The sequence below is a fragment of the Streptomyces sp. CNB091 genome (assembly GCF_000377965.1).
This window is the reverse complement of the sequence record NZ_KB899006.1, coordinates 128,801-152,082: the sequence shown is the minus strand read 5'-3', so window position 1 is coordinate 152,082 and position 23,282 is coordinate 128,801. Positions and strand designations below refer to the sequence as shown.

23 protein-coding genes are annotated in these 23,282 nt (G+C 72.1%); 6 read left to right on the top strand and 17 right to left on the bottom strand.

What is annotated here, in order from left to right; translation table 11 throughout:
- Window positions 1-17: 17 nt before the first annotated feature.
- Window positions 18-377: an NADH-quinone oxidoreductase subunit A gene (locus tag D581_RS0127855; protein ID WP_003967084.1), complete on the bottom strand. Its 360-nt coding sequence runs from the start codon at window positions 375-377 to the stop codon at window positions 18-20.
- Between the two features lie 857 nt (window positions 378-1,234).
- Here D581_RS0127855 and D581_RS0127850 point away from each other — a divergent pair.
- Window positions 1,235-2,095, top strand: a complete 861-nt coding sequence (locus D581_RS0127850; RefSeq protein ID WP_018960436.1) for a C40 family peptidase — start codon at window positions 1,235-1,237, stop codon at window positions 2,093-2,095.
- A 1-nt stretch (window position 2,096) separates the two neighbouring features.
- Here the strand turns inward: D581_RS0127850 and D581_RS0127845 are convergent, their stop codons facing one another.
- From D581_RS0127845 to D581_RS0127835, 3 genes are all read right to left on the bottom strand, one after another.
- Window positions 2,097-3,308 (bottom strand): Cmx/CmrA family chloramphenicol efflux MFS transporter, encoded by a 1,212-nt coding sequence (locus D581_RS0127845; RefSeq protein ID WP_018960435.1) that lies wholly within the window; start codon window positions 3,306-3,308, stop codon window positions 2,097-2,099.
- Between the two features lie 532 nt (window positions 3,309-3,840).
- Window positions 3,841-4,017: a hypothetical protein gene (locus tag D581_RS1000000141725; RefSeq protein WP_018960434.1), complete on the bottom strand. Its 177-nt coding sequence runs from the start codon at window positions 4,015-4,017 to the stop codon at window positions 3,841-3,843.
- Window positions 4,018-4,523: 506 nt separating this feature from the next.
- Window positions 4,524-5,807 (bottom strand): geranylgeranyl reductase family protein, encoded by a 1,284-nt coding sequence (locus D581_RS0127835; RefSeq protein WP_018960433.1) that lies wholly within the window; start codon window positions 5,805-5,807, stop codon window positions 4,524-4,526.
- A 97-nt stretch (window positions 5,808-5,904) separates the two neighbouring features.
- Here D581_RS0127835 and D581_RS0127830 point away from each other — a divergent pair, with 97 nt between their 5' ends.
- Window positions 5,905-6,432, top strand: coding sequence for a GNAT family N-acetyltransferase (locus tag D581_RS0127830; RefSeq protein ID WP_026290976.1), 528 nt, complete (start codon window positions 5,905-5,907; stop codon window positions 6,430-6,432).
- 22 nt (window positions 6,433-6,454) lie between these two features.
- Here D581_RS0127830 and D581_RS0127825 read toward each other — a convergent pair whose 3' ends face one another.
- Window positions 6,455-7,147 carry a demethylmenaquinone methyltransferase gene (locus D581_RS0127825; RefSeq protein ID WP_018960431.1) on the bottom strand — a complete coding sequence of 231 codons (693 nt, stop codon included), beginning with the start codon at window positions 7,145-7,147 and terminating at the stop codon, window positions 6,455-6,457.
- A gap of 206 nt (window positions 7,148-7,353) precedes the next feature.
- Between D581_RS0127825 and D581_RS0127820 the strand changes: the two genes are divergently transcribed.
- From D581_RS0127820 to D581_RS0127810, 3 genes are read left to right on the top strand one after another with little or no spacing between them, the layout of a single operon-like run.
- Window positions 7,354-7,863 (top strand): SigE family RNA polymerase sigma factor, encoded by a 510-nt coding sequence (locus tag D581_RS0127820; RefSeq protein WP_018960430.1) that lies wholly within the window; start codon window positions 7,354-7,356, stop codon window positions 7,861-7,863.
- Window positions 7,864-7,872: 9 nt separating this feature from the next.
- On the top strand, window positions 7,873-8,826 hold the full coding sequence (locus D581_RS0127815) for a hypothetical protein (RefSeq protein WP_026290975.1): 954 nt from the start codon (window positions 7,873-7,875) through the stop codon (window positions 8,824-8,826).
- Window positions 8,823-9,818: a DUF3152 domain-containing protein gene (locus tag D581_RS0127810; RefSeq protein ID WP_018960429.1), complete on the top strand. Its 996-nt coding sequence runs from the start codon at window positions 8,823-8,825 to the stop codon at window positions 9,816-9,818. Before D581_RS0127815 ends, D581_RS0127810 begins: the two co-directional genes overlap by 4 nt.
- A gap of 207 nt (window positions 9,819-10,025) precedes the next feature.
- Here the strand turns inward: D581_RS0127810 and D581_RS1000000141395 are convergent, their stop codons facing one another.
- The 8 genes from D581_RS1000000141395 to D581_RS0127775 form a co-directional block, all read right to left on the bottom strand.
- A complete protein-coding gene (locus tag D581_RS1000000141395) occupies window positions 10,026-10,412 on the bottom strand; it encodes an SdpI family protein (protein WP_158688643.1) in 387 nt (128 codons plus the stop codon).
- A 487-nt stretch (window positions 10,413-10,899) separates the two neighbouring features.
- Window positions 10,900-11,646 carry a hypothetical protein gene (locus D581_RS0127805; protein ID WP_486585889.1) on the bottom strand — a complete coding sequence of 249 codons (747 nt, stop codon included), beginning with the start codon at window positions 11,644-11,646 and terminating at the stop codon, window positions 10,900-10,902.
- 348 nt (window positions 11,647-11,994) lie between these two features.
- The gene (locus tag D581_RS0127800) at window positions 11,995-13,086 is read right to left on the bottom strand and encodes a hypothetical protein (RefSeq protein ID WP_486585888.1); all 1,092 of its coding nucleotides are present in this window, start codon (window positions 13,084-13,086) and stop codon (window positions 11,995-11,997) included.
- A 107-nt stretch (window positions 13,087-13,193) separates the two neighbouring features.
- Window positions 13,194-13,517 (bottom strand): divalent-cation tolerance protein CutA, encoded by a 324-nt coding sequence (gene cutA / locus D581_RS0127795; protein WP_026290974.1) that lies wholly within the window; start codon window positions 13,515-13,517, stop codon window positions 13,194-13,196.
- Window positions 13,518-13,590: 73 nt separating this feature from the next.
- Window positions 13,591-14,241 carry an imidazolonepropionase-like domain-containing protein gene (locus tag D581_RS0127790; RefSeq protein ID WP_018960425.1) on the bottom strand — a complete coding sequence of 217 codons (651 nt, stop codon included), beginning with the start codon at window positions 14,239-14,241 and terminating at the stop codon, window positions 13,591-13,593.
- Between the two features lie 14 nt (window positions 14,242-14,255).
- Window positions 14,256-15,455: a cyclic dehypoxanthinyl futalosine synthase gene (mqnC, locus tag D581_RS0127785; protein ID WP_018960424.1), complete on the bottom strand. Its 1,200-nt coding sequence runs from the start codon at window positions 15,453-15,455 to the stop codon at window positions 14,256-14,258.
- A gap of 72 nt (window positions 15,456-15,527) precedes the next feature.
- Window positions 15,528-17,600 carry a serine/threonine protein kinase gene (locus D581_RS0127780; protein WP_018960423.1) on the bottom strand — a complete coding sequence of 691 codons (2,073 nt, stop codon included), beginning with the start codon at window positions 17,598-17,600 and terminating at the stop codon, window positions 15,528-15,530.
- A gap of 330 nt (window positions 17,601-17,930) precedes the next feature.
- Complete coding sequence (locus D581_RS0127775) at window positions 17,931-18,812, bottom strand: menaquinone biosynthetic enzyme MqnA/MqnD family protein (RefSeq protein ID WP_018960422.1); 882 nt, start codon at window positions 18,810-18,812, stop codon at window positions 17,931-17,933.
- Between the two features lie 341 nt (window positions 18,813-19,153).
- Between D581_RS0127775 and D581_RS0127770 the strand changes: the two genes are divergently transcribed.
- The gene (locus tag D581_RS0127770; RefSeq protein WP_003984261.1) at window positions 19,154-19,357 is read left to right on the top strand and encodes a cold-shock protein; all 204 of its coding nucleotides are present in this window, start codon (window positions 19,154-19,156) and stop codon (window positions 19,355-19,357) included.
- Window positions 19,358-19,519: 162 nt separating this feature from the next.
- On the opposite strand, the gene D581_RS0127765 is transcribed toward D581_RS0127770, so the two are convergent.
- The 4 genes from D581_RS0127765 to D581_RS0127750 all read right to left on the bottom strand — a co-directional run bounded on the left by D581_RS0127765 (window position 19,520) and on the right by D581_RS0127750 (window position 23,277).
- Window positions 19,520-20,350: an ATP-binding cassette domain-containing protein gene (locus D581_RS0127765; RefSeq protein WP_018960421.1), complete on the bottom strand. Its 831-nt coding sequence runs from the start codon at window positions 20,348-20,350 to the stop codon at window positions 19,520-19,522.
- A complete protein-coding gene (locus D581_RS01000000137820; protein ID WP_018960420.1) occupies window positions 20,347-21,363 on the bottom strand; it encodes an ABC transporter ATP-binding protein in 1,017 nt (338 codons plus the stop codon). Before D581_RS01000000137820 ends, D581_RS0127765 begins: the two co-directional genes overlap by 4 nt.
- A 112-nt stretch (window positions 21,364-21,475) precedes the next feature.
- A complete protein-coding gene (locus D581_RS0127755; protein ID WP_018960419.1) occupies window positions 21,476-22,333 on the bottom strand; it encodes an ABC transporter permease in 858 nt (285 codons plus the stop codon).
- Window positions 22,330-23,277: an ABC transporter permease gene (locus D581_RS0127750; protein WP_018960418.1), complete on the bottom strand. Its 948-nt coding sequence runs from the start codon at window positions 23,275-23,277 to the stop codon at window positions 22,330-22,332. The genes D581_RS0127755 and D581_RS0127750 overlap by 4 nt, the downstream gene beginning before the upstream one ends.
- Window positions 23,278-23,282: the final 5 nt, after the last annotated feature.

The window sequence follows — 23,282 nt, the reverse complement described above, 5'->3', positions numbered from 1 at the left end:
GTGTGCCCCTCAGCCCCTCAGTCCCATTCCAGGCCGCCGCGACGCCATACATACGCATAGGCGACGAAGACGGTGAGCACGAAGAGCAGCATCTCCACGAGCCCGAAGATCCCCAGGGCGTCGAAGGAGACCGCCCAGGGATAGAGGAAGACGATCTCGATGTCGAAGACGATGAAAAGCATCGCCGTCAGGTAGTACTTGATCGGAAAGCGGCCGCCTCCGGCGGGAGTCGGGGTGGGTTCGATACCGCACTCGTACGCTTCGAGCTTTGCCCGGTTGTACCGCTTGGGGCCGATAAGCGTGGCCATGACCACGGAGAAGATCGCAAACCCTGCCCCGAGGGCGCCGAGCACGAGGATGGGCGCGTAGGCATTCACGCTCCTCGCTCCTTCCAGTCGTCCTTGACCTGTGGACCGCATCGGGCGACCGGCTCACCACCTCACCAAGATCGTGCACATGTGAGGCAGTTCACAAGCCCGACTGCCCCGCATCCTATGCCCGCCCCCCTGTGATCTGCGACACGGGGTACGACAACGGCTTTGTGATCTCCACCACCTGACGAACGATCATGAAGTCGTATGAGCGGTGATCTTCGTACGCGAAGCGGCCGGGTGATCACGAGACGTGACATTCGATGGCGTCACCGCTGGTCAAAGGCGTGCCGCGCTATCAATCGACAGCCCGTACAAGCAAATTGGCGGTGGAATGCCCCGGGGTGATAAGGGCGTCGACCAAGATCGACGACCGCCCGCGCGAGGGGCGGTGGGGACCGATGCGGACATGTGCACGCATTCACGAACTTCCGGATCGAGCACCCGGAGGCCGCCCCCGCGTCGGCCCGGCACCCGAGTGGAGTCGCCGCCTCCGCCGGCACGGGACGGCCGCGAGGCGACCACCGGAGCCCGCGGGTGACCGAGAACCGCCGCTGGACGCCCACGCGGATCGCGGCCGCGAGGGTTGCCCGCTCCGGCCGACCCGCACTGTGACCTGCGCCACTCGGGCCCGCACCCCGGAAAGCCGGGCTTGGCCATCAGTGTGAACGGATGGTAGGCGACGGGCAATTCGGGCGTATTGCCGAAAGGCAATGATCACGGGCCTGTTGGTCGCCGCCCGATTTGCCCGTTACGGCGTCAATAAAGGCGGCCAGAAAGCGGATTCACAGATTCCGAACGTAACTGTGTCGCAACACACGTTTCTTGATGGGACCCCTACAGCCCTGATAGCGCTAGTACCCATGTCCCACACCGCTCACATACCCAGCCACCGGAAGCCCCGTCAGCGCGCCTCGAAGTCGGCACTGCGAGCCGGAGTTGCCGGTGGCGTCCTCAGCACCATCGCGGTCGCGGGTGCCGCCGGTCCGGCCCAGGCCGAGCCGGTGACCCAGACGATCGAGATGCCCACCATCACGTCCGGCTTCTCCACCGCCGTGGCCGCCTCCGCCCAGGCCACGCAGCAGGTCGCCCTCGACCTGGAGACGCAGGCCGACGAGGACGCCGCGGCCGAGAAGGCCGCCAAGACGGCCAAGAAGGCACACGCCGAGGCCGTCCGCAAGGCCGAGGCCAAGAAGAAGGCCGAAGCCGCCGCGAAGGCCAAGGCCAAGGCGGAGGCCGAGGAGCGCGCCGAGCGCGCCTCCCGGACCTCCGAGCGCACGACGCTCAGCGCCTCCTCCGGCTCGTCGGGCTCCTCGGACTCGGGCAGCTCCGCCTCCGCACCTTCTTCCTCCTCTTCCTCGAACGTGAGCGGCTCCGCCGCCTCCATCGTGGCGTTCGCCAAGGCACAGGTGGGCGACGCCTACGTGCCCGGCGGCACCGGCCCCAACTCCTGGGACTGCTCCGGCCTGACCCAGGCCGCGTACCGCACGGCGGGCATCGACCTGCCGCGCGTCTCGCAGTCCCAGTCGACGTTCGGCACCCAGGTCTCCCTGGACAACCTCCAGCCCGGCGACATCCTCTACTGGGGTAGCGCGGGCAGCGCGTACCACGTCGCGATCTACATCGGCGGCGGCGAGTTCGTCGGTGCGCAGAACTCCAACACCGGCACGGTGCAGCGCTCCATGGACTACGACCGGCCGACCGGCGCGGTCCGCGTTCTCTGATTCACAAGCGCCCGTCGGCGCTCACGTCGACATCCTCTGAGGGCCGCCGCTCCCCCGCTCGGGAGCGGCGGCCCTTCGCCGTCGTCGCGGCGACGAGCAGGGCCAGGACCATCAGCAGGGCGCTCACCCAGACCGGGGCCCGGTAGCCGAACCCGGCGTCCAGGGCCAGGCCGCCCGCCCACGGGCCCACCGCCGCCCCCAGGTTGAACGCGGTCGTCGAGAAGGCGCCGGCCAGCGTCGGGGCCCCGGAGGCCAGGCCCAGGACCCGGGTGATCAGGGCGGTGCCCGTACCGAAGGCGAGCATGCCGAGGAGCGGGATCAGCGCCAGGGCGAGCACCGGGCGGCCCGCCGTCAGGGCGAGGGCCGCCCAGCCGAGGGTGAGGGCGGTCATGCCCGTGGCGATGACGGCGACCGGGCGGGCGTCGGCGAACCGGCCCGCCAGCGTGACCCCGGCGAACGAACCCGCCCCGAACAGCGCCAGGGACACCGGCACCCACCCCGCGCCCAGCCCCGTCTCCCGGGTGAGGAGCGGCTCCAGGTAGGAGAAGGCGCAGAAGGTCGCCCCCTGCACCAGGGCCATCGTGAGCAGGACCGGCCGCGGCCCGGGGCCGGTCAGCGCGCGCAGTTCGTCCCGTACGGGTACGGGAGCGGCGCCCGGGCCCGTACCCCGGCCGCCCGGGATGGAGCGCAGGACCGCGAGGAAGGCGGGCAGCGAGACGATCGCGACCGCCCAGAAGGCCGACCGCCACCCCCACCGCTCCCCCAGCACCGCGCCGGCCGGTACGCCCACGACACAGGCGATCGTGACGCCGCCGACCACCACGGCGGTGGCCCGGCCCTTCAGTCGGTCCGGGACCATCGCGATGGCCGTGGTCAGCGCGACCGCCCAGAAGCCCGCGTTGGCGAGGGCCCCGACGAAGCGGGTCACCAGGAGCACCTCGTAGCTCGGGGTGAGAGCGCCGACGACATGGACGGCGACGAACACCGCGAGGAAGAGGAGCAGGGCGCGGCGGCGGGGCCAGGCGCGGCCCGCCAAGGCCATCAGGGGTGCGCCGACGACCATTCCGATGGCGAAGGCGGAGGTGAGGAGGCCGGCGGCGGAGAGGGAGACGTCGAGGTCGGCGGCGATGCCGGAGACGAGCCCGGACAGCATGAACTCGGAGGTGCCCTGGGCGAAGACCGCGAGCCCCAGGACGTAGACGGCGAATGGCATGGGTGAGTAGCCCCTTGGACGGAACCGTCGGGTGGACAGACAGACCGGAGTGCGGGGATACGGGCCGCGGAGACGTCCGCCGGTGGTCCGGCGGGACGGTGCGGGAGAGGTGCCCGGCGGTGATCGGCCGGTGGCACGGAGAAGTGCCCTGCGGTGACGATCGGCCGGGGCACGAACCCCGCGTACGGCGGTGCTTCAGCGCGTACGCGAGGGGGGAACGGCCCGTGCCCGCGGTGAGCGGGGGGCGCGGAACCGTGATGAAGGGGGCCGCTGACCCGTGGGTCAGCCGGCGACGCTCAGCACGAACACGGCCACCGGCGCACCGGTGGCCGGACTCTGTCGGACTCGGGGCTGGCCATGGCAGAGAGGCTACCGGGCGGGCGGCGGGGCCTCCAGCGGTTTTCCGGGCCGGAGGAGCCGCCGCCTCGGTCCGGGCCGGAGAGGCCGCCGTCTCCGTTCTGCGGACCGGAGAAGTCGCCGCCTCGGTTCTGCGGACCGGGGAGGCCGCCGCCCGGATCAGCGGCGGCCCGGATCAGCGGCGGCGCGGGCGGCGGGTCGTCCGCTCCGGCTCCTTGGCCGAGGTGGTGGGCGCGGGCAGCGCGTCGTACGCGGCGTCGAAGTCGTCGTCCTCGTCCGTCGCGGTGGGGTCCACGGCGAAGCGGGGCTCCAGGAAGAGCCCGTGGTGCTGGGGCAGGGAGGCGGTGGTCATGGCTGTCTGTCCTTGGGGTCGAGCAGCGCTGTATCGGCTTGTTCCGTACCCCGCTGGCCTGCGTTCGATGTGAGCGTGCGTCAAGAAGAGTGGCACGCACCGCGTGCCGCCACTGCGGGCGGGGGCGGGCGGGCGCCGTCCGGTCCGGTACTGCCGACGACCGGGGGCGCGCAAATCATCGCACACGATCACCTGGGCGGATGAGGATTAACGCCGGGGGCGGCCGGAGCGCCGGATTCGGGGTGCTCAGGGGGGCGACGCGGAAGTGCGTGCTCCGCCGCCGACGGCACTCCCCCGCCTGACGTCCATTTCGCGCGGGTGATCGGCCCGGCCCCGCCCAGCCCGGCCGGCCCCGCCCAGCCCGGCCGACGCCCGCCGCCTGATGCCCGCCGCCTGATGCCCTCCGCCCGATGCCCTCCGAGCGGCGCGAGCACTCCTGCGGCGACCGGGCCCCGGTGGCCCGCCACTACGAGCGCACACGTGCGGCGGACCCTTCCTGAGCGGCCTCAGGCCTTCGGGGCCACCTTCGACAGGCCGTTGATGATGCGGTCCATCGCGTCGCCGCCCTGCGGGTCGGTCAGGTTGGCCAGCATCTTGAGGGTGAACTTCATCAGCAGGGGGTGGGTCAGACCGCGCTCGGTGGCGATCTTCATGATCTTCGGGTTGCCGATCAGCTTCACGAAGGCGCGGCCCATCGTGTAGTAGCCGCCGTAGGTCTCCTTGAGCACCTTCGGGTAGTTGTTCAGGGCCAGTTCGCGCTGGGCGGGGGTGGCGCGGGCGTGGGCCTGGACGATGACGTCGGCCGCGATCTGGCCGGACTCCATGGCGTACGCGATGCCTTCGCCGTTGAACGGGTTCACCATGCCGCCCGCGTCGCCGACGAGGAGGAGGCCCTTGGTGTAGTGCGGCTGGCGGTTGAAGGCCATCGGGAGGGCCGCGCCGCGGATCGGCATCGTCATGTTGTCCGGGGTGTAGCCCCACTCCTCCGGCATGGAGGCGCACCAGGCCTTGAGGACCTCGCGCCAGTCCAGCTCCTTGAAGGCGGAGGAGGAGTTGAGGATGCCGAGGCCCACGTTGGAGGTGCCGTCGCCCATGCCGAAGATCCAGCCGTAGCCGGGCAGCAGGCGGTCCTCGGAGCCGCGCTTGTCCCACAGCTCCAGCCAGGACTCCAGGTAGTCGTCGTCGTGGCGGGGTGAGGTGAAGTAGGTCCGCACGGCGACGCCCATGGGGCGGTCCTCGCGGCGGTGCAGGCCCATCGCCAGGGAGAGCCGGGTGGAGTTGCCGTCGGCGGCGACGACGAGCGGGGCGTGGAAGGTGACCGGGGTCTTCTCCTCGCCGATCTTCGCCTCGATGCCGGTGATACGGCCGGTGCGCTCGTCCCTGATGGGCGCGCCCACGTTGCAGCGCTCGTACAGCCGGGCGCCGGCCTTCTGCGCCTGCCGGGCCAGCTGCTCGTCGAAGTCGTCGCGCTTGCGGACCAGACCGTAGTCCGGGTAGGAGGCGAGGTCGGGCCAGTCCAGCTGGAGCCGTACACCGCCGCCGATGATGCGCAGGCCCTTGTTGCGCAGCCAGCCCGCCTCCTCGGAGATGTCGATCCCCATGGAGACGAGCTGTTTCGTGGCGCGGGGCGTGAGCCCGTCGCCGCAGACCTTCTCGCGGGGGAAGGCGGTCTTCTCCAGGAGCAGGACGTCGAGTCCGGCCTTGGCGAGGTAGTAGGCGGTCGTGGAGCCGGCTGGGCCCGCTCCGACGACGATCACGTCCGCGCTGTGCTCGGAGAGGGGCTCGGTCACGGTCGGATCTCCCGAAGACTCGAATTCGCGTGCCGCGCGGCACATGTCCCGTGCAGTCTATGGGGGCCTGCGAACCGACCCTCCGAAGGGCTCCCTCATGTCGACAGCACCTGTCATACCTCATGCTTCGGCCCCGGCCGTACGCCTCCGTGTGCCGACCGACGAGGACGCCCTCGCCTGGCATCGGGTCTTCGACGATCCGCAGGTGATGGAGTTCTTCGACGGGCGCAGCGCGGAGCTGTCCGCGTACGAGGAGCTCACCGCCCGCCAGCGGCGGCACGACGCGGAGCTGGGTTACTGCCTGTGGACCGTCACGGACGAGGAGGACGCCGTCCTCGGCTTCACCGGGGCGCAGCCGTGGCCGCACACGCATTACGGGCCGGTCGGCGCGACCGAGATCGGCTGGCGGCTGGGGCGCCCGGCGTGGGGCCGGGGTTACGCCACCGCCGCCGCCCGCACGACGCTGGAGCGGGTACGGGCGGCGGGGGTGGGCGAGGTCGTCGCGCTGGTCCACTCGCGCAACGCCCGGTCGATGGCGGTCGCGGAACGGCTCGGGATGCGGCGGGCCGAGTCGTACGCCACCCCGCGCGGCCAGGAGGCCGTCTGCTTCCGGCTGGAGCTCTGAACTCCGGGCCGTTACGGGAACGTCAGGCGCGGGTGGCCCGGTGCAGGGCCACCACGCCGCCGGTCAGGTTGCGCCAGGCGACCTTCGACCAGCCGGCCTTCTGGAGCAGTGCGGCGAGGGCGGGCTGGTCGGGCCAGTCGCGGATGGACTCGGCGAGGTAGACGTACGCGTCCGGGTTGGAGGACACCGCGCGGGCGGCCGGGGGGATCGCCCGCATGAGGTACTCCGTGTAGACCGTGCGGAACGGGGTCCAGGCCGGCTGGGAGAACTCGCAGATCACGACCCGGCCGCCGGGCTTCGTCACCCGGTACAGCTCGCGCAGCGCGACCTCGGTGTCCTGGATGTTGCGCAGCCCGAAGGAGATCGTGACGGTGTCGAACGTCTCGTCCTTGAACGGCAGCTTCATCCCGTCGCCCGCGGTGAACGGCATCCAGGGGTGGCGCTCCTTGCCGACCTTGAGCATGCCGAGCGAGAAGTCGCACGGTACGACGTAGGCGCCCGCCTTCACGAAGGGCTGCGAGGAGGTCGCCGTACCGGCCGCCAGGTCGAGGATCTTCTGCGCGGGGCGGGCGTCGACCGCCCGGGCGACCGCCTTGCGCCACAGCCGGGCCTGGCCGAGCGAGATCACGTCGTTGGTCAGGTCGTAGTTGGCCGCCACACCGTCGAACATCGAGGCGACTTCGTGCGGCTGCTTTTCCAGGGAGGCTCGGGTCACCCCGCCATTCAAGCAGCCCGGCGTAACGGCTCGGCGGGGGCGGTCGCCCGGGTGCCGCGCCTCACTCGAACTGATCTTCACTTCTCTTCAACCTTTTCGGCACACCGGTGCTCTGTAAGGGGTGGGAGTCCGCCAGGGGCGGAGTTCGGGGAGCACGGAAGCGCGAGGAGAGGGGAGGGCGGATGCCCGCAGCGGCTGAGCCCGCCATGGCCGCCGGCGAGGGCGCCGCGTTCGAGGCGTACGCCCGGACCGGGCAGCGCCGGCTGTACCGGACGGCCTACCTGCTGTGCGGAGACGTCGAGGGCGCGCAGGACCTGACGCAGACGACGCTCGCCAAGCTGTTCCAGCACTGGCGGAAGGCGAGCAGGGCGGACAACCTCGACGCCTACGCCAAGACCGTGCTCGTCCGCACCTTCGTGGCCGAGCGCCGCCGCACCGTACGCGATCTGCTCGCCCACAACCGCAACGCGCCCCGCCCGCAGCCCAACCCCGCACCGGGCGCCGACCTCCGGGTCACGCTGCTCGCCCTGCTCGCCGAACTCCCTCCCCGGGCACGGGCGATGGTCGTCCTGCGCTACTGGGACGACCTGAGCGTGGAGACCGTGGCCTCGCTGCTGCGGTGCAGCGAGTCCACGGTGAAGAGCCAGTGCTCGCGTTCGCTCGTCCGCCTGCGCGCCCGGATGGGCGACGTCCAGCTCTACTCCTCCGGAAGCTGAAGGCCGGTCATGATCCCTGAACCGCACGAGCACCTGCCGCCCCGCAGCCACGACGAGGAACTGTTCCGGGACGCCCTGCAACGGACCGTCGGCCCGCTGTCCCTCCAGCCCGATCTCGTCCCCGACGCCGTCCGGGAGGGGTGCCGGCGGCGGGCCAGGACCCGGGCGTTCGCGGTCGCGGGCACCTTCGTCGCGGTCACCGCCGTGACCCTGGGCCTCGCCGTGCTCGGCCCCTGGCTCCTGGCGGGACCGGACACGGGGCCCGCCGCGCCCGCCGGACCGTCCCTCTCCCTGCCCGCTCCCACTCCCACCCCGTCCCCCCAACGTACGGAGCCACGCCCCGAGATGCCGAGCCCCACGTCCACCCCCGTGCCGACGGAGTCCGCGGCCGTTCCCGCGCCACCCCCCTACTCGACGCCCTCCCCGTCGGTCCCGCCCGGCCTCGGCCCCGAGGAGGCCCAGCGGCTGGAGGCCCAGCGGCTGGCGGACTTCCGGCAGTGGGCGGCCGGGGCGCTGGACGCCCTGCTGCCCGCGTCGATCGGGACGGTCCTGCCGGTCGGCGAGGACCCGGAAAGGTACCAGGGGCGGCGCGGCTCCATCGTGCACCCCGTCCGCCTGTCGGTGCGCCCGGAGCCGGGGGGCCCGGAGTCGGGTGGCCCGGCGCCCGCCTGTCGCGACGTCCCGGCGAAGGGGCTGACCTGCGAGGGCCTCGCCCTGGACGACGGCACGCCCGCCCGGGTGTACCGGCAGCCCGCCGAGGACAGGACGGGCACGGAGGTCTCCCTCCAGTACCGTTCCGGCGGCAGCAGGGTGGCCCTCTCCGTCTCGCCCGCGCCGTCCGGGGCGGGCGGCGCTCCCGTCACCGCCGGGGACCTCGTCCGGGTCGTCCAGAGCCCGCGGTTCCGGGAGCTGATCGCCTACGCCGACGAGAACCCGGTGGAGCGGAGCGGGGCCGCCTCGTGACGCGCCGCCGCCCCACGGGCACCCTGCCGCGCGCGTACGGGGAACCGGACCGCGACGAGGACACGTTCCGGCTGCGCGTGCCGCCGCCCCGGGCCCCGGGGCGCGCACCGGGCAGCTCGCGGTCGACGGCCCGCTCCCGGGTACGCCGCAGACGCCGCAACCGGCGCCGGGCGGCGTCGCTCGCCGTGCTGGCCCTCGTGGTCGTGGCGGGCGCGGCCCTGCTGGTCGGCCGCCCCTGGCAGGACGGGGGCGGCCCGGCGGACGCCACGGCGCCGGGCTCGTCCCGTACGGCCCCGGGGGCCGGGCCGGACAACGCGTCGGAGCCGCTGGAGGACTCTCCCCCGTCCACTCCCCCGCCGCCCCCGTCCCCGAAGCCCTCCGCCTCGGCCAAGGACAAGAAGGAGAAGGACGACGGCGTCCGGGCCGAGGACATCCCCGCCTCGGGCCCCGGCACGTTCACCGTGGCCCGTGCGGGGGTCGAGGCGAAGGGCAGGGGCAGCGCCTACCGGGTCGAGGTGGAGGACGGCAGTGGCGTCGACCCCGACCGGGCGGCCGAGGAGATAGCCGCCGTTCTCGCCCACCCGCGCGGCTGGGGCCACGGCGGCGAGCACACGTTCCGCCAGGTCTCCGACGGACCGGCCGGGCTGGTGATCAAGATCGCCACCCCGGCGACCACGGACCGGATCTGCGGCGAGTACGGCCTGAGGACGCGCGGCGAGGTCAACTGCCGGGGCGGCGAGAAGGTGATGGTCAACCTGAAGCGCTGGCAGCTCGGTTCACCGCAGTTCGACGGGCCCGTGGCGGAGTACCGGGCGCTGATCGTCAACCACGAGGTCGGCCACTGGCTGGGGCGCGGCCACGAGACCTGCCCGGGGAAGGGGCTCCCCGCTCCCGCGATGATGCAGCAGATCGACGGGCTGAAGGGCTGCGTCGCCAACGCCTGGCCGTACGACACGAAGGGACGCTACCTGGGCGGCCCGAAGGTGCCGTGACCTGCGACGCCCCCCGTACGGAGCCGGCTCCGGCCCCGACTCCGGGCTGAGAGCCTGTCGGGCGAACTCTGACAGGCTCTCAGCTTGCTCTCTGTGGTCGCATTCACGGTCCTGACTTCCACGGGACAGGCCTCGCCTCCATGAGCACTAATCTCCCGCAGGGGTGGAAACCGGCGACGAGCACCATACAGCTCGACGCGAACCGGGCTATCCGCCTGAATGACCGACTGCACGTGCAGCCGAATTCGCCTTGATCGCGGCTGCGGTGAGAAGTGTGAGAACTCCTACCAGCCCGGCCGACGGAACGATGATGACCGTCGCATGCACGGTATCGCTCAGCGTGGACGCCAGGCCGAGTGCCAACGAAATGGCACCTGCGACATAGGCGGTCAGGAAGGTTACCGTCAGCATCGGAGCCGCGGAGGCGTGCCCTGCTTGCCACGCACGGTCGGAAGACATCGTCGCCTTGGTGCGAATTCCTATCGCGGAATTACGCTGGATGCTGCCGCTCGCGACCTGGCTCTTCATGTAATGAATCACCGCACCCAGCGCCATCAATCCCGCGCCGAAAGTGAATCCCGCGACCGGATCCATTGCCTTTCCTCCAAGAGCGTAGATCGGCGCTCCCCGTTCGAAGAGACCCTTCCACCCCCGCTTACGCCTGAACCTCAAGCGGGGCATTGCAGTGTTGCGAGAGTAACGTGACCGTTTGAGGTAGTTGAAGATCGATTCAAGACACCGCGCCTTAAATTGGTCAAGGATGCTCAATCTCGGCCAATTGAGACCCTTCTGACGCTGGGTGGGGGCCAAGGCTTCGGCGTAGTCGTGTGTCATCCCTGGCCGCTGCCCGGAGTCGACCTCGTCCCGCTTCACCCGTCCGCAGGGTCTCTGCCGAACCGACGCCCGGCTTCTGGGCGACCGCCCGCAGCGCGGCCGGCTCGTTCGGACAGTCACCACGGACCTCGGCGAACATACGCGCCGACGACGGCGCAGCTCAAGCGGGTAGCGGGAAGGGCGTGCCATGGCTCAAGCCCTACACGGAATCGAGTCTCCACCGAACCCGGAACGGTTCACTCGCAGTTCAGGAGGACGGTGCGTCCAGGTTCGGCTTCCGCCTCACCTCGGTCACGGACACACTCTCGTCTTCGGGGACGCCGAAGGGTTCCGCGATCACGCCCGTTCCGGTGCCGATGACTTCCACTGCCAGGCCGGAGCCCATGAACCGAAGGTCCACTCGGGCGCGCGGGTCGCCGCCGAGGTCGGGCATCTTGTGGACGCGGTCGGTACGGTATCCGGCGGCGATAACGGTCTGCTGAAGTGTGCTGTAGGTGGTGTGAGGCTCTCCGGCTGCTTTGGTGGTCAGGCGCTCGGCATGCTTGGCGCCGGCGCACTTTTCGATTTCGCCGAGTTCGACTTCCCGCGGTGGGCCGGACTGCATGGGCTTGTCGGGTATCTCACCTGACTCACCGACGGGGATGGGTATGTCGCCGTTCGCGTCAGGTGTCCCGGCGGGCTTTTCGGTGCGGGGGGCTACGCCGCTGGTGATGCCGCCGGGCAGTGTCCCGGGATCCGGTGCGGCGCCGCTGCCGCTGGGGGCGTCGGGGGAGCATTGGCGCGCGAACTTGTTGAGAATGTCGAGGAACTGCTTCTCGGTGGGCTGCCGGGCGGGTGAGGCGGAGACCTGGGAGCCGACCGGGGCGGTGGATGAGGCTGCCTGGGTGCCGCAGGCGGTCAGGGCGAGGGAGCCCGCAGCGGCTATGACAACGGACGCGGTGAAGCGAATGGATGGCATAGATGAATCTTTGCCACACGCCCACATGGGGCGCATGAGTGCGCGTACTCATGGCTTGATCACGGGCCAAAAGTAGCCGTCGATATCTGTGGACCGAGCGATCTCAGTCTCGTCATCGTTCTCCAGGAACAGCCCCGGCGTAATTCCGCTCTGCCCCGTTTCACGATGGTTGATTAGATGTCGTGCACGGCGCAAGCGTCCCGTGGTGGTGTAGGTCGCGGCGGGCGTGGGCGAACGGGCCGGGCACCTCGGCCAGCCGCTCCAGCAAACCGTCGAACTCCCCGTCCTCGGCCTCTGGACGATCACAAAGTTGATCAAGGGCCGCCGGGATCGGCGACGATACGCATATCGGGCGCGGGAGCCTGTTGGGCATGGCGCCCGGTGTCAGATCGCCTCCGCGACCTTCCGTAGGGCGGCAACGCTCGCCGGAACGTCGTGGGTCAGCCGGACCGTCCGGTGAGGCAGCACGGCGAGCCGGGCCGACACCTCATCCCGAGCACTCCGCCGCCCACCGCCGTCCACACCTCCGGCCAGCTCGAAGATGTCGGGGTAGCGGTCCTCCGTGGCGCCGCTCATGAAGTCGTCGTCCCCCAACGCCCGCACCGCACCGCCGACCCCATCGGGCGAGGACTCGGCGTCGACCCGAGGGAAGAGGAGCGCCGCCGCGCGGCCCCCCGTGGCCAGCTCGACCCCGAACAGGCTCGTGAACTGGTCCGGGAACACCTGGACCTTCCTCTCCCGCCGCTTCCCGTCTTCCCACAGGGGCGTGAAGTCGCCGACGAGGAGAGCCGTCGTCACCGCTTCGTGCTGCGTCGGATGGAAGGCTCCGCCCTCCTCGACGTGGCCGCGCGCAGCGGCACCCCACCCCAAAGATTCCAGCAGGCCGAGGCCGACCGCAGCGGCAGATGGCCACGGCACCACCTCCACGCCCCGTGTGCCGGTCGGCCGGACCAGCACCCGGTCGTTGGCCAGGAGCCGCCAACCGGAAGAGGCTAGCAGCAGGGCCGTCGTGGTCTTCCCCGCGCCTTTCCCGCCGAACGCGAGGAGCGTCGCCCCGTCCTGTGGGCGTACGACCGCCGAGGAGTGAAGCACTGCCCACCCGTCCCGCAGGAGGTGACCCCGGATCACCTCGCGGGCCAGGCGTGCGGCGGCGAGGGAGAGTTCCATGACGCCGATGCCCGTGAGCGTGAGCCGGCCGGAGAGGGGGCTGCTGCGGTACGCGATCGCTTCGTCCGGCGACGTCGCGATGACGTCCTCACCGTCCCGGGCAACGAGCATCCGGTGCCGCGCGTACTCGACCTCTTCCGTGTGCCGCCCGTCGTGGACCAGGAGGGTCAGCGCCTCGTACGCCTGCGGGTCGACGTCCGCCACGAGGACGGTCCCCGCACACACCGTGGCGGCCTCGACGGAGGTGGCGTTCCACCACTGGCCGAAGTACCGGGCCGCCCAGTCCGTCACCTCAGATCGGTTGCTCATGACGGTGACTGCCGCAGCAGCGGCCTCCAGCCGGGTAGCGGTGACCATGCGGGGATCCTCTCAGTCGGGGCAGGCAGACGGGTGTAGTAGACGTGCGGCGCGCGGCCCTAGGCGGGAGCAGCCGACTCCCGGATCCAGTCGAGGCACCGGTCGGCGCCCTCGACGATCGGGACGGCGCACAGCTCCGGGTTGTCCCAGGGATGCCTCTCCAGGAGATGCGCCTCCAGTTCGGCGTAGCGCTCCGTCGTCGCCTTGAGGAGGACTTGCCACTCCTCACCGGTGCCGTACTGGCCCAGGTGCCGGAAGACGCTGACGACGGGCCCCACGATCTGGGCGCCCGCCGCCAGGCGTTGTTGAACAGCTCCGCCCGTCAGGGCGATCGCCTGCTCCCGGGTCGCTGTCGCGGTCGACACCAGTACGCATGCGGTCATGGTCGCGAGCCTACGAGCGAGGCCCCGCCGGGGGAGTCGGTGCGCCTCGGGCCGAAGCGTGCCGGCCCCCGCCTCAGCGGGCGCGGTGCACGAGTCGCCCCCCGAGGACCGTCGCCACGCAGGCGCGCGCGCCGCCCGCGCGCAGGGCCGCCTCGTCGGGTACGTCGAAGACCGCGAGGTCCGCCCGGCCTCCCACGGTCAGCGGGGCGCCCGCCGTGCGGGCCAGGTCGCCGCCCGTCGCGAAGGGGTCCAGGTCCGGCGGGCCCGCCTGGGTGGGTTTCGGCGGGACGCGGACCAGGCCCGACCGGGCGAGGGCCGTGCGCAGTGCGGGGTCCTCCGCGTCGAGGAGGCCCGCCAGGTGCGTCGTGCCGTGGCGCAGCATCCGCTGGAGCCCGCGACGGACGGACCCGGCCCGCCCGGCCGTGTCCATCGTTGCCGCCAGTCGCTCGAACTCCTCGCCGAACAGGGGGAGTTCGCCCAGCTCGTCGGCCTCGCGGGGGTCGGGGTGGTAGCAGCGGGTGAGCAGCTCCCGGGCCCGGTCCTGGCGCAGTCCCGGCGTGAGGAGGCCGGGCCAGCGGCGGACCCGGGCCGCCGGGTGCGCGGCGACGACCTCCTCGTACGGGCCGAGGGCCGCGATCCGTTCCCCGTCCACCGCGACGGCGCCGTCCACGACGGCCGCCGCGCCCACCGGGAGCACCAGGGGCGCGGCGTGGATCGTCAGCACGGGAAGCCGAGGCCCTAGTTGGCGTTGAGGAGCTTCAGCTCCGGGTGGGCCGTGCCGCCCTCGATCGCCGTCGAGGAGATGTGCGAGACGACGCGCTCGTCGACCGGGTCCATCGCCGGGTCGTCGTGCACGACGAGGTGCTCGTACGTCGTGGCGCGCTGCGCGGGGACCCGGTCCGCCTTGCGGATCAGGTCGATGATCTCCAGCCGGTTGGAGCGGTGTCTGGCGCCGGCCGAGGAGACGACGTTCTCCTCCAGCATGATCGAGCCGAGGTCGTCCGCGCCGTAGTGCAGCGACAGCTGGCCGACCTCCTTGCCGGTGGTCAGCCAGGAGCCCTGGATGTGGGCGACGTTGTCGAGGAAGAGCCGGGCGATGGCGATCATCCGCAGGTACTCGAAGAGCGTGGCCTGCGTCTGGCCCTTCAGCTTGTTGTTCTCCGGCTGGTAGGTGTACGGGATGAAGGCGCGGAAGCCGCCCGTACGGTCCTGGACGTCCCGGATCATCCTCAGGTGCTCGATGCGCTCGGCGTTGGTCTCGCCGGTGCCCATCAGCATGGTGGAGGTGGACTCGACGCCGAGGCCGTGCGCGATCTCCATGATCTCCAGCCACCGCTCGCCGGACTCCTTGAGCGGGGCGATCGCGGTGCGCGGCCGGGCGGGCAGCAGTTCGGCGCCGGCGCCGGCGAAGGAGTCGAGCCCGGCGGCGTGGATCCGGCTGATGGCCTCCTCGGCGGAGACCTTCGAGATCCGGGCCATGTGCTCGATCTCGGAGGCGCCCAGCGAGTGGATGACCAGCTGCGGGTACGCCTTCTTGATCGCGGAGAAGTGCTCCTCGTAGTACTCGACGCCGAAGTCCGGGTGGTGGCCGCCCTGGAACATGATCTGGGTGCCGCCCAGCTCCACGGTCTCCGCGCAGCGGCGCAGGATGTCGTCGAGGTCGCGGGTCCAGCCCTTGGCGGTGTCCTTGGGCGGGGCGTAGAAGGCACAGAACTTGCAGGCCGTCACGCACACGTTGGTGTAGTTGATGTTCCGCTCGATGATGTACGTCGCGATGTGCTCCGTACCGGCGTAGCGGCGTCGGCGTGCGGCGTCGGCGGCGGCGCCCAGCGCGTGCAGGGGCGCGGACCGGTAGAGGTCGAGCGCCTCCTCCGGGGTGATCCGACCGCCTTCGGCGGCTCGGTCGAGGACGGGCTGGAGGTCGGCCTTCTCGGTCACCGGGCTGTCACCTTTCGGCGGTTTTATTGACGTTCCTCGGACCGATCCAGCGTACGCCAGCCCTTGACGCCGTCAGCCGCCGGACCGGGTGAGCTTGCCGTACGGGAGACCCGCGGCGCGTTCCTTCGAGCGGTAGTCCAGGGTGCCGTCGCCGGCGAGGCGGAAGACCACGTCCGCCTCGGTGCTGGTGCACAGGCCGGGCGTGCTGGGGCGGTCCGGGTCGGTGCGCTCGCGGATGTTCAGCTCCTCCGCGGTGCCGGAGGCGAGGGTGCCGACGCTGTTGCAGGTGACGGTGAGGCCGAGCTGGGAGATCGTCGTGCTCATGCGGACGACCTGCTCGCCGCGTTTCCCCGCGGTGAAGACGGCGGTGAGCGTGCCGTGCGGCTGACCGGTCGTCTTCTCGGTGACCGGGCCCTTCCAGGTGCCTCGGTACGCCTTCGGCAGCTCGCCGACCGGGGCCCCGCTCGCGTCGGCGGACTCGGCGGGCGTCGGCTTCCCGGAGGCGGGCGGAGAGGCGGAGCCGGACGGGGTGGCCGCGGCGTCGGTGCCGGGGTTCCGGTCGGCGTCGCCGCCGGGGAAGAAGCCGTCGAGCAGGCCCGTGCCGAAGGTGACGACCGCGAGCGCGCCCGCCACCGCCAGGGCGACGGTGCAGCTGACGCGGCGGCTCCGGCGCTCCCCGGGGGTCCGCCGGTTCTCGGCGCTGACGGTGAGGGAGAGACGGGGGTCGCCGACGCGCCGGTCCGGCAGCCCGTGCGCGCCGTCGCCGCCCTGGCGGTAGGTCCCGGCGTGCCTGGGGGGCGGGGGCATGGTGGAGGCGGGTTTCGCGCGCGGAGGCGTCGGGGGCGAAGGCGGGGGCGGGGGCGGCGTGCCGTACGCGTCGTCCTGCGGATGCGGCGTGCCGTACGCGTCGTCCTGCGGATGCGGGGTCCTGTACGGCGCGTCCTGAGTCGCCTCCTGCGGCGCCTCCTGCGGACGCGGTGTGCCGTACGGGGCCTCCTGCTGCGCCGCTTCCTGCGGACGCGGTGTGCCGTACGGGGCCTCCTGCTGCGCCGCTTCCTGCGGACGCGGTGTGCCGTACGGGGCCTCCTGCTGCGCCGCTTCCTGTGGGCGGGGGGTCCCGTAGGGCGCTTCCTGCGGGCCCGGGGCGGGCGGGCCGAACTGCCCGCCCCTGCCCGGTGCGGCCGTTCCCGGGAACGCCCCCAGTGACGCGCTGCTAAACGGCACCGGCCCCGACCGGTCCGGCGCGTCCTGCGGTTCCAGGTCGAGCAGCGCCACCGCGGACCGGCTCACCTCGCGCACCAGCCCGCCCGGCAGCCAGCCGCCCGCCACCATCGCCGCCGCCCCGCCGGGAGCGAGCATCCGGGCGAGATCGTCCGGGGCGGGGCGGGCCGCCGGGTCCTTGGCGAGGCAGCCCGCGACCACGTCGAGCAGTTCGCCCTCCAGGTCGCCCAGTTCGGGTTCCTCGTGGACCACCTTGTAGAGGAGTACGGCGGAGGAGTCGCCCGGGAAGGGGGCCGCGCCCGTCGCCGCGTACGCGAGGACCGCGCCCAGCGAGAAGACGTCGGCCGCGCCGGAGACGTCCCGGCCCCGGATCTGCTCGGGCGCCATGTAGCCGGGCGAGCCGACGGAGACGCCGGTGGAGGTGAGCGAGACGGTCGCGCCGAGGGCCCGTGCGATGCCGAAGTCGATGAGGCGGGGCCCGTCGAGGGCGAGCAGCACGTTGGACGGCTTCACGTCACGGTGGACGATGCCCTGCCCGTGGACGACGGCGAGGGCCTCGGCGAGCCCCGCGCCCAGGGTGCGCACCGCGTGTTCGGGCAGCGGGCCGTGCTCGGTGATCGCCTGCGAGAGCGGCGGCCCGGCGACGTACCCGGTGGCCACCCACGGCACCGGGGCGTCCGGGTCGGCGTCCAGGACCGGGGCGGTCCACTGGGCGCCGATGCGCCGGGCGGACTCCACCTCGCGCCGGAACCGGGCGCGGAACTGCTCGTCGAGGGCGAAGTGGGGGTGGACGACCTTGACCGCGACCGTGCGTCCGCCCGCGCTGCGGCCGAGATAGACCCGGCCCATACCGCCCGCCCCGAGCCTGCCGAGCAGCCGGTAGGAACCGATGGTGTGCGGTTCGCCCGCTTCCAGCGGCTGCATATGGACTCCCCCTGTGAACCCTGCGGACGGTGAACCCGTGGACGGTAAACCCGGTGGACGGTCCGGACCCGGACCGAAGCCTAGGGGGCGCCAAGGGGGCGGTCACCGGGAAACGGCCGGACCATTCCCCCTTCTCCGGTCAGGAGGGGATCTTTTCGCTCCGGGGAAAGGCGCGAATGTGTTGTTGCACGGCCTCTCCCACCCATTCCCTTTGCGGTACGGACGCTTTGAGGCCACGGAAAGGGAATTCCCCTCCATTCCCCGGTTCAGCCGCCCGCCCGCCCACTCGCCGGGTCGCTCGGTCGCTCAGCCGCTCAGCCGCTCAGCCGCTCAGCCGCCGAGCAGCTCCACGTGGACGTCGGCCGGGTAGCCGGTGTCCCGCCCCGTGCGGCGGGCGAACTCGCGGACGCCGGCCAGCTGGTCCGGGCCGAAGCGGAAGTCGAGCGTCGTGAAGTACCGCTCCAGCACCTCCGCGTCGAAGGCCTCCCAGCGGGCCGCCTGCTCCGCGACCTTGGCGACCTCCTCCAGGGAGAGGTCCCGGGAGGCCAGGAACGCCTCGTGGACCTGCGCCGCCTGTTCGGGGTGCGCGGCGAGGAAGTCCTTGCGGGCCGCCCAGACGGCGAAGACGAAGGGCAGCCCCGTCCACTCCTTCCACATCTGGCCCAGGTCGTGGACCTGGAGCCCGAGCCGGGGGGCGTCGTGCAGGTTGGCGCGCAGCGCGGCGTCGCCGATCAGCACGGCGGCGTCCGCCTCCTGCATCATCAGGCCCAGGTCGGGCGGGCAGGTGTAGTAGTCGGGGCGCACGCCGTAACGCTCGGCCAGCAGCAGCTGCGCCAGCCGCACCGAGGTCCGGGAGGTCGAGCCGAGCGCCACCCGGGCCCGGTCGAGCTGCTCCAGCGGGAGCTGGGAGACGATCACGCAGGACATGACGGGCCCGTCGCAGCCGACCGCGATGTCGGGGAAGGCCACCAGGTCGTCCGCGTTGCGCAGGTACTCCACGAGGGTGACCGGGCCGATGTCCAGGTCCCCCCTGATCAGCTGCTCGCTGAGCCGCTCCGGGGTGTCCTTGGACAGCTCCAGGTCGAGCAGGGTTCCCGTCCGCGCCAGACCCCAGTACAGCGGGAGGCAGTTCAGGAACTGGATGTGGCCGACGCGGGGCCGACTGCGACGGTCGTCGTCGCCTTCACGGGGGGAGACGGTTGAATTGTCCACATCGCGAGGCTAGACCCGCAGCCGTTCGCGAGCATCACCGGGGCCGCGCGCCCCGTCCCGCGCCCTGTCCGCACCCCTGTCCGCACCCCGGTTCGCGCCCTGTCCGCGCCCTCTTTCCGGGGCCTCCCACCGGAGCCCGATGAGGGCCGTCAAACATTCGGGTGAAGTGATCTTTCCCTCTACCGCTCGCCGGAGACTGCGTGCTAGGCTCGCCCGCAAGTTGCAGTTTGGTTTCCCTTGCAGTACAGAGCCTGCGGAGCATGTAACCCGCAGGCTTTTGTAGTTTTCAGACTTGTTTGCAGGTTCTGGAGCAGGGCAACCCTTTGGCCCAAGGAGGGCTTATGGCTACCGGAACCGTCAAGTGGTTCAACGCTGAAAAGGGCTTCGGCTTCATCGCCCAGGACGGCGGCGGCCCGGATGTCTTCGTTCACTACTCCGCGATCAATGCCTCCGGGTTCCGCTCTCTCGAGGAGAACCAGCAGGTGAACTTCGACGTCACTCAGGGACCCAAGGGTCCGCAGGCTGAGAACGTCACCCCGGTCTAGTTGCCCGGGTCGGTCGATCGCGGCCGTACATAGCAGTGCCCAAGGAGCCCCGCTCCCCCGCTTCGGCGGAGGAACGGGGCTCCTGCCTGTGTACGACCGGATCGCCTCTGTACGACCGGATCGCCTGTGGACGGTCGGATCGTCTGTGGACGACCGGGCGGGTCAGGCCACGGCGGACCGGGCGGCGACCGCGTCGGCCGGGTCCCAGCCGGCGCGCGGCACCGAGGCCAGCAGCAGCCGGGTGTAGGGGTCGCTGGGGTCGGCGAGCACGTCAGCGGTCGGGCCCTGTTCGACGGCCGTTCCCCGCCGCATCACGACGACCTCGTCGGTGATGTGCTGCACCACCGCCAGGTCGTGGCTGACGAAGACCAGCGCGACTCCGGTGTCCCGGCGGATCCCGTCGAGCAGGTGCAGGATCTGGGCCTGGATCGACACGTCGAGCGCCGCCACCGCCTCGTCCAGGACCAGCACCTTCGGGTCGACGGCGAGCGCGCGGGCGATGGCCAGGCGCTGCCGTTGCCCGCCGGAGAGCGCGTGCGGCAGGGCCTCGGCCTCGCGCGCGCCGAGGCCCACCCGGTCCAGCAGCCCGTCGGCCAGCTCCGCCGGCCGGCCGTGCAGCCGCAACGCCGTGGTGAGGCAACGGCGGGCGGTGAGCCGGGGATCGAGCGAGAGGTAGGGGTCCTGGAAGACCATCTGTATCTCCCGCGCGCGGGCCAGCCGGGCCGCCCTGCCGCGCGGGGCGGCGAGTCCCCGGGCCCGGCCCTCGACCCGGACCGTTCCGGCGTCCGGGCGGACCAGGCCCACCAGCATCCGGGCCACGGTCGTCTTGCCGGAGCCGGACTCCCCGACGATCCCGAGCGAACCGCTCGCCGGGACGGTGAAGCCGATGCCGTCGGCGGCGGTCAGGCGGCCCTTGCCGGGCAGCGGGTACGTCTTGCGCAGCCCCTCGACCGCGAGCAGCGGGGAAGGGTCCTGTCCTGGAGAGAGCGTCATCGGCCGGTGCCCTTCCGCACGGTCTGCTGCTTCGGTGTCCGCGGTACGGGGACGAGTTCGGGCAGTCGGCGGCAGGCGGCGGAGCCCGTACCGCCGTCCGCGAGGGCCACCGGCTCGGGCCGCCAGGTCGCGCACTCCGGTTCGGCGTCCGGACAGCGGTCGGCGAAGGGACAGCCCGCGAAGGCGTCGGCCAGCGAGGGCGGCTTCCCCGGGATCGGGCGGATCTCCCGGTGCTCCTCCCCCAGCGTCGGCGAGCAGGCCAGCAGCCCCCGGGTGTAGGGGTGGCGGGGCCGCTCGAACAGGTCCCCGGCGGTCCGCTCCTCGACGACCCGGCCCGCGTACATCACGTACACGCGGTCGCAGTAGGCGGCGGCCAGGTGCAGGTCGTGGGTGATGAAGAGCAGGCCGAGGCCGCGTTCGGCGCGCAGGGTGCGCAGGAGGGCGAGGATCTCCGCCTGGGTGGTGACGTCCAGGGCGCTGGTCGCCTCGTCGGCCAGCAGCAGCCGGGGCTCGGCGGCGAGCGCCCCGGCGATGACGACGCGTTGGAGCATCCCGCCGGAGAGTTCGTGCGGGCGCTGGCGGACCCGGCGCTCCGGTTCGTCGAGCCCGACGGCCTCCAGCAGCTCGACCGCGCGGCTCCGGGCGGCCGCTCCGGTCACCCCGGTCCCGGCGGCGGCGAGCCGCTCCACGATGAAGTCGCCGATGCGGCGGACGGGGTTCAGGGCGGCGCGCGGGTCCTGGTGGACCAGGGCGACGGTCCGGGCCCGGTGGGCGCGCAGCTCCTCGCCGCGCAGGGCGAGGACGTCGCGGCCCGCCACCCGTACGGAACCGTCGAGGGCCGTCCCCTCGGGGAGCGTACGGAGGGCGGCCTTGGCGGTCGTGGACTTGCCGGAGCCGGACTCGCCGACCAGGCCGACGACTTCGCCGCTCGCTACCCGCAGGGACACCTGGTCCAGGACGGGCCGGGCGGTGCCGGGGAGGCGGAGGGTGAGGTGGTCGATGTCGAGGAGCACGGTGTCACTTCCTGCTGCGGCGTGCGCCGCGCTGTCGCGTCCCGGTGCGGCGTGTCCCGGGGCGGCGTGTCCCGGTGCGGCGTGCGCCGCTGTGTCGTACGGCATGTGGCCCCTACCTCCCGTTGGCGAGTCGGTCGGCGGCCCGGACCCCGACGACGTTGAAGGAGACGACCACCAGGGCGATGGCGATGCCGGGCACCAGGGCGGGCAGCAGCGCTCCCTGGACGACGGCGGCCTGCCCCTCCTGCACCATCAGCCCCCAGTCGGAGCTGGGCGGCTGGGCGCCGAAGCCGAGGTAGGAGAGCGTGGCCAGGGACATCAGGGCCTCGCCGAAGAGGACCACCAGATAGCCGATGACGGAGCGGCCGAGGTTGGGGACGAGGTGGAAGGCGCAGATCCGCAGGCCGCCCATGCCCTGGACGCGGTAGGCGTCGATGTAGGGCTTGCGCCGCTCCCCGATGGCCACGGAGCGGGTGTACTTGGCGACGGTCGGCGTGTAGGCGAGGCCGAGCGCCAGCACGGAGGTGGTCATTCCGGCGCCGAAGACCGCGATGATCAGCACGGTGAACAGCAGCCCCGGGAAGGCGTACATGACGTCGGTGAGCCGGGAGATGACGGTGTCGGCCCAGCCGCCGCGCCAGGCCGCCAGGGTGCCGAGCGCGATGCCGAGCACGGCGGCGATGGCGAGCAGGAGCGCCGGGGCGACGAGGCTCGTGCGGGCCCCGTACAGCACCCGCGACAGCAGGTCCTGGCCGGAGGAGTCGGTGCCCAGGAGGTGGTCGCCGGTGGTCCCGGCGAGCGAGGCGGAGAGGTCGATGGCGTCGGGGGCGTACGGGGCGATCAGCGGGGCGAGGAGGGCGGCGAGCACCACCAGGCCGAGGACCGCGCCCGCGAGGATCGCCCCGTAGGGGCGCCGGGCGGCCGGGATCTCCACCGGGGTGAGGGCCGAGGCCAGGGTCGGGGCGGTCATACGGCGGCCTCCTTCACGCGCGGGTCGAGCAGCGGGTGGACGAGGTCGACGAGGGTGGTGACCACGATGTAGCCGGTGACCATGAGCAGCAGGACCGCCTGGGCGACGGGGAAGTCGTGGGTGTTGATCGCGCCGACGAGCAGCGAGCCGATGCCGCTGATGCCGAACGCGGTCTCCACGACGACGGTGCCGGCGAGCATCCCGGCCATGACCAGGCCGCACATGGTGACGATCGGGCCGAGCGCGTTGCGCAGGATGTGGCGGCGGACGATCTCGCGCTCGGGGATGCCGGAGGAGCGGGCGGCCTCCACGTGGTCGGCGGCCCCGGCGTCGGCCATCGCCTGCCGGGTGACCCGGCTGATGATGGCGAGCGCGCCGAGCGCCAGCGCCAGGGCGGGCAGGGTCAGATGGTGCAGGGTGCCGGTGAAGCCTTCGCCTCCTCCGGTGACGGGGAACCAGCCGAGCTGGACGCCGAAGACGGCGGCGAGCGCGATGGCGGAGACGAACGAGGGGACCGAGGCCGCCAGCGTCGTACCGCCGACCACGGCCGAGTCGAGCCAGGTGCCGCGCCGGACGGCGGCGAGGATGCCCGCACCGACGCCGAGGACGACGAAGAGGACGGTCGCGTACGCCACCAGGGCCAGGGTGGTCGGGAAGCGGGCGACGAGCAGATCGGCCACCTGGTCGCTGTACTTGAAGGAGCGGCCGAGGTCGAACTGGAGGCAGTCGCCGAGCCAGCGGCCGTACTGCACGACGAGGGGTTCGTCGAGGTGGTACTGCGCCCGGACCAGCTCCAGCTTCTCGGGGGTGAGTTTGTCGCGGCCGCCGGCCAGGAAGACGGCGGGGTCGCCGGGGGCCGCGTACACGGCGGCGAAGATGACGAAGGAGGCGGCGAGGAGGGTGGCCAGCAGTCCGGCCAGCCGCCGGGAGATCCGGGCGAGCATCGCGG

Excerpts from the sequence above, each read along its gene's own strand:
- D581_RS0127850 (WP_018960436.1), top strand. The coding sequence starts at position 1,235 with ATGTCCCACACCGCTCACATACCCAGCCACCGGAAGCCCCGTCAGCGC.
- D581_RS0127845 (WP_018960435.1), bottom strand. The coding sequence starts at position 3,308 with ATGCCATTCGCCGTCTACGTCCTGGGGCTCGCGGTCTTCGCCCAGGGC.
- D581_RS1000000141725 (WP_018960434.1), bottom strand. The coding sequence starts at position 4,017 with ATGACCACCGCCTCCCTGCCCCAGCACCACGGGCTCTTCCTGGAGCCC.
- D581_RS0127830 (WP_026290976.1), top strand. The coding sequence starts at position 5,905 with ATGTCGACAGCACCTGTCATACCTCATGCTTCGGCCCCGGCCGTACGC.
- D581_RS0127820 (WP_018960430.1), top strand. The coding sequence starts at position 7,354 with ATGGCCGCCGGCGAGGGCGCCGCGTTCGAGGCGTACGCCCGGACCGGG.
- D581_RS0127815 (WP_026290975.1), top strand. The coding sequence starts at position 7,873 with ATGATCCCTGAACCGCACGAGCACCTGCCGCCCCGCAGCCACGACGAG.
- D581_RS1000000141395 (WP_158688643.1), bottom strand. The coding sequence starts at position 10,412 with ATGGATCCGGTCGCGGGATTCACTTTCGGCGCGGGATTGATGGCGCTG.
- D581_RS0127805 (WP_486585889.1), bottom strand. The coding sequence starts at position 11,646 with ATGCGCCCCATGTGGGCGTGTGGCAAAGATTCATCTATGCCATCCATT.
- D581_RS0127800 (WP_486585888.1), bottom strand. The coding sequence starts at position 13,086 with ATGAGCAACCGATCTGAGGTGACGGACTGGGCGGCCCGGTACTTCGGC.
- cutA (WP_026290974.1), bottom strand. The coding sequence starts at position 13,517 with ATGACCGCATGCGTACTGGTGTCGACCGCGACAGCGACCCGGGAGCAG.
- D581_RS0127780 (WP_018960423.1), bottom strand. The coding sequence starts at position 17,600 with ATGCAGCCGCTGGAAGCGGGCGAACCGCACACCATCGGTTCCTACCGG.
- D581_RS0127770 (WP_003984261.1), top strand. The coding sequence starts at position 19,154 with ATGGCTACCGGAACCGTCAAGTGGTTCAACGCTGAAAAGGGCTTCGGC.
- D581_RS0127765 (WP_018960421.1), bottom strand. The coding sequence starts at position 20,350 with ATGACGCTCTCTCCAGGACAGGACCCTTCCCCGCTGCTCGCGGTCGAG.
- D581_RS0127755 (WP_018960419.1), bottom strand. The coding sequence starts at position 22,333 with ATGACCGCCCCGACCCTGGCCTCGGCCCTCACCCCGGTGGAGATCCCG.
- D581_RS0127750 (WP_018960418.1), bottom strand. The coding sequence starts at position 23,277 with ATGCTCGCCCGGATCTCCCGGCGGCTGGCCGGACTGCTGGCCACCCTC.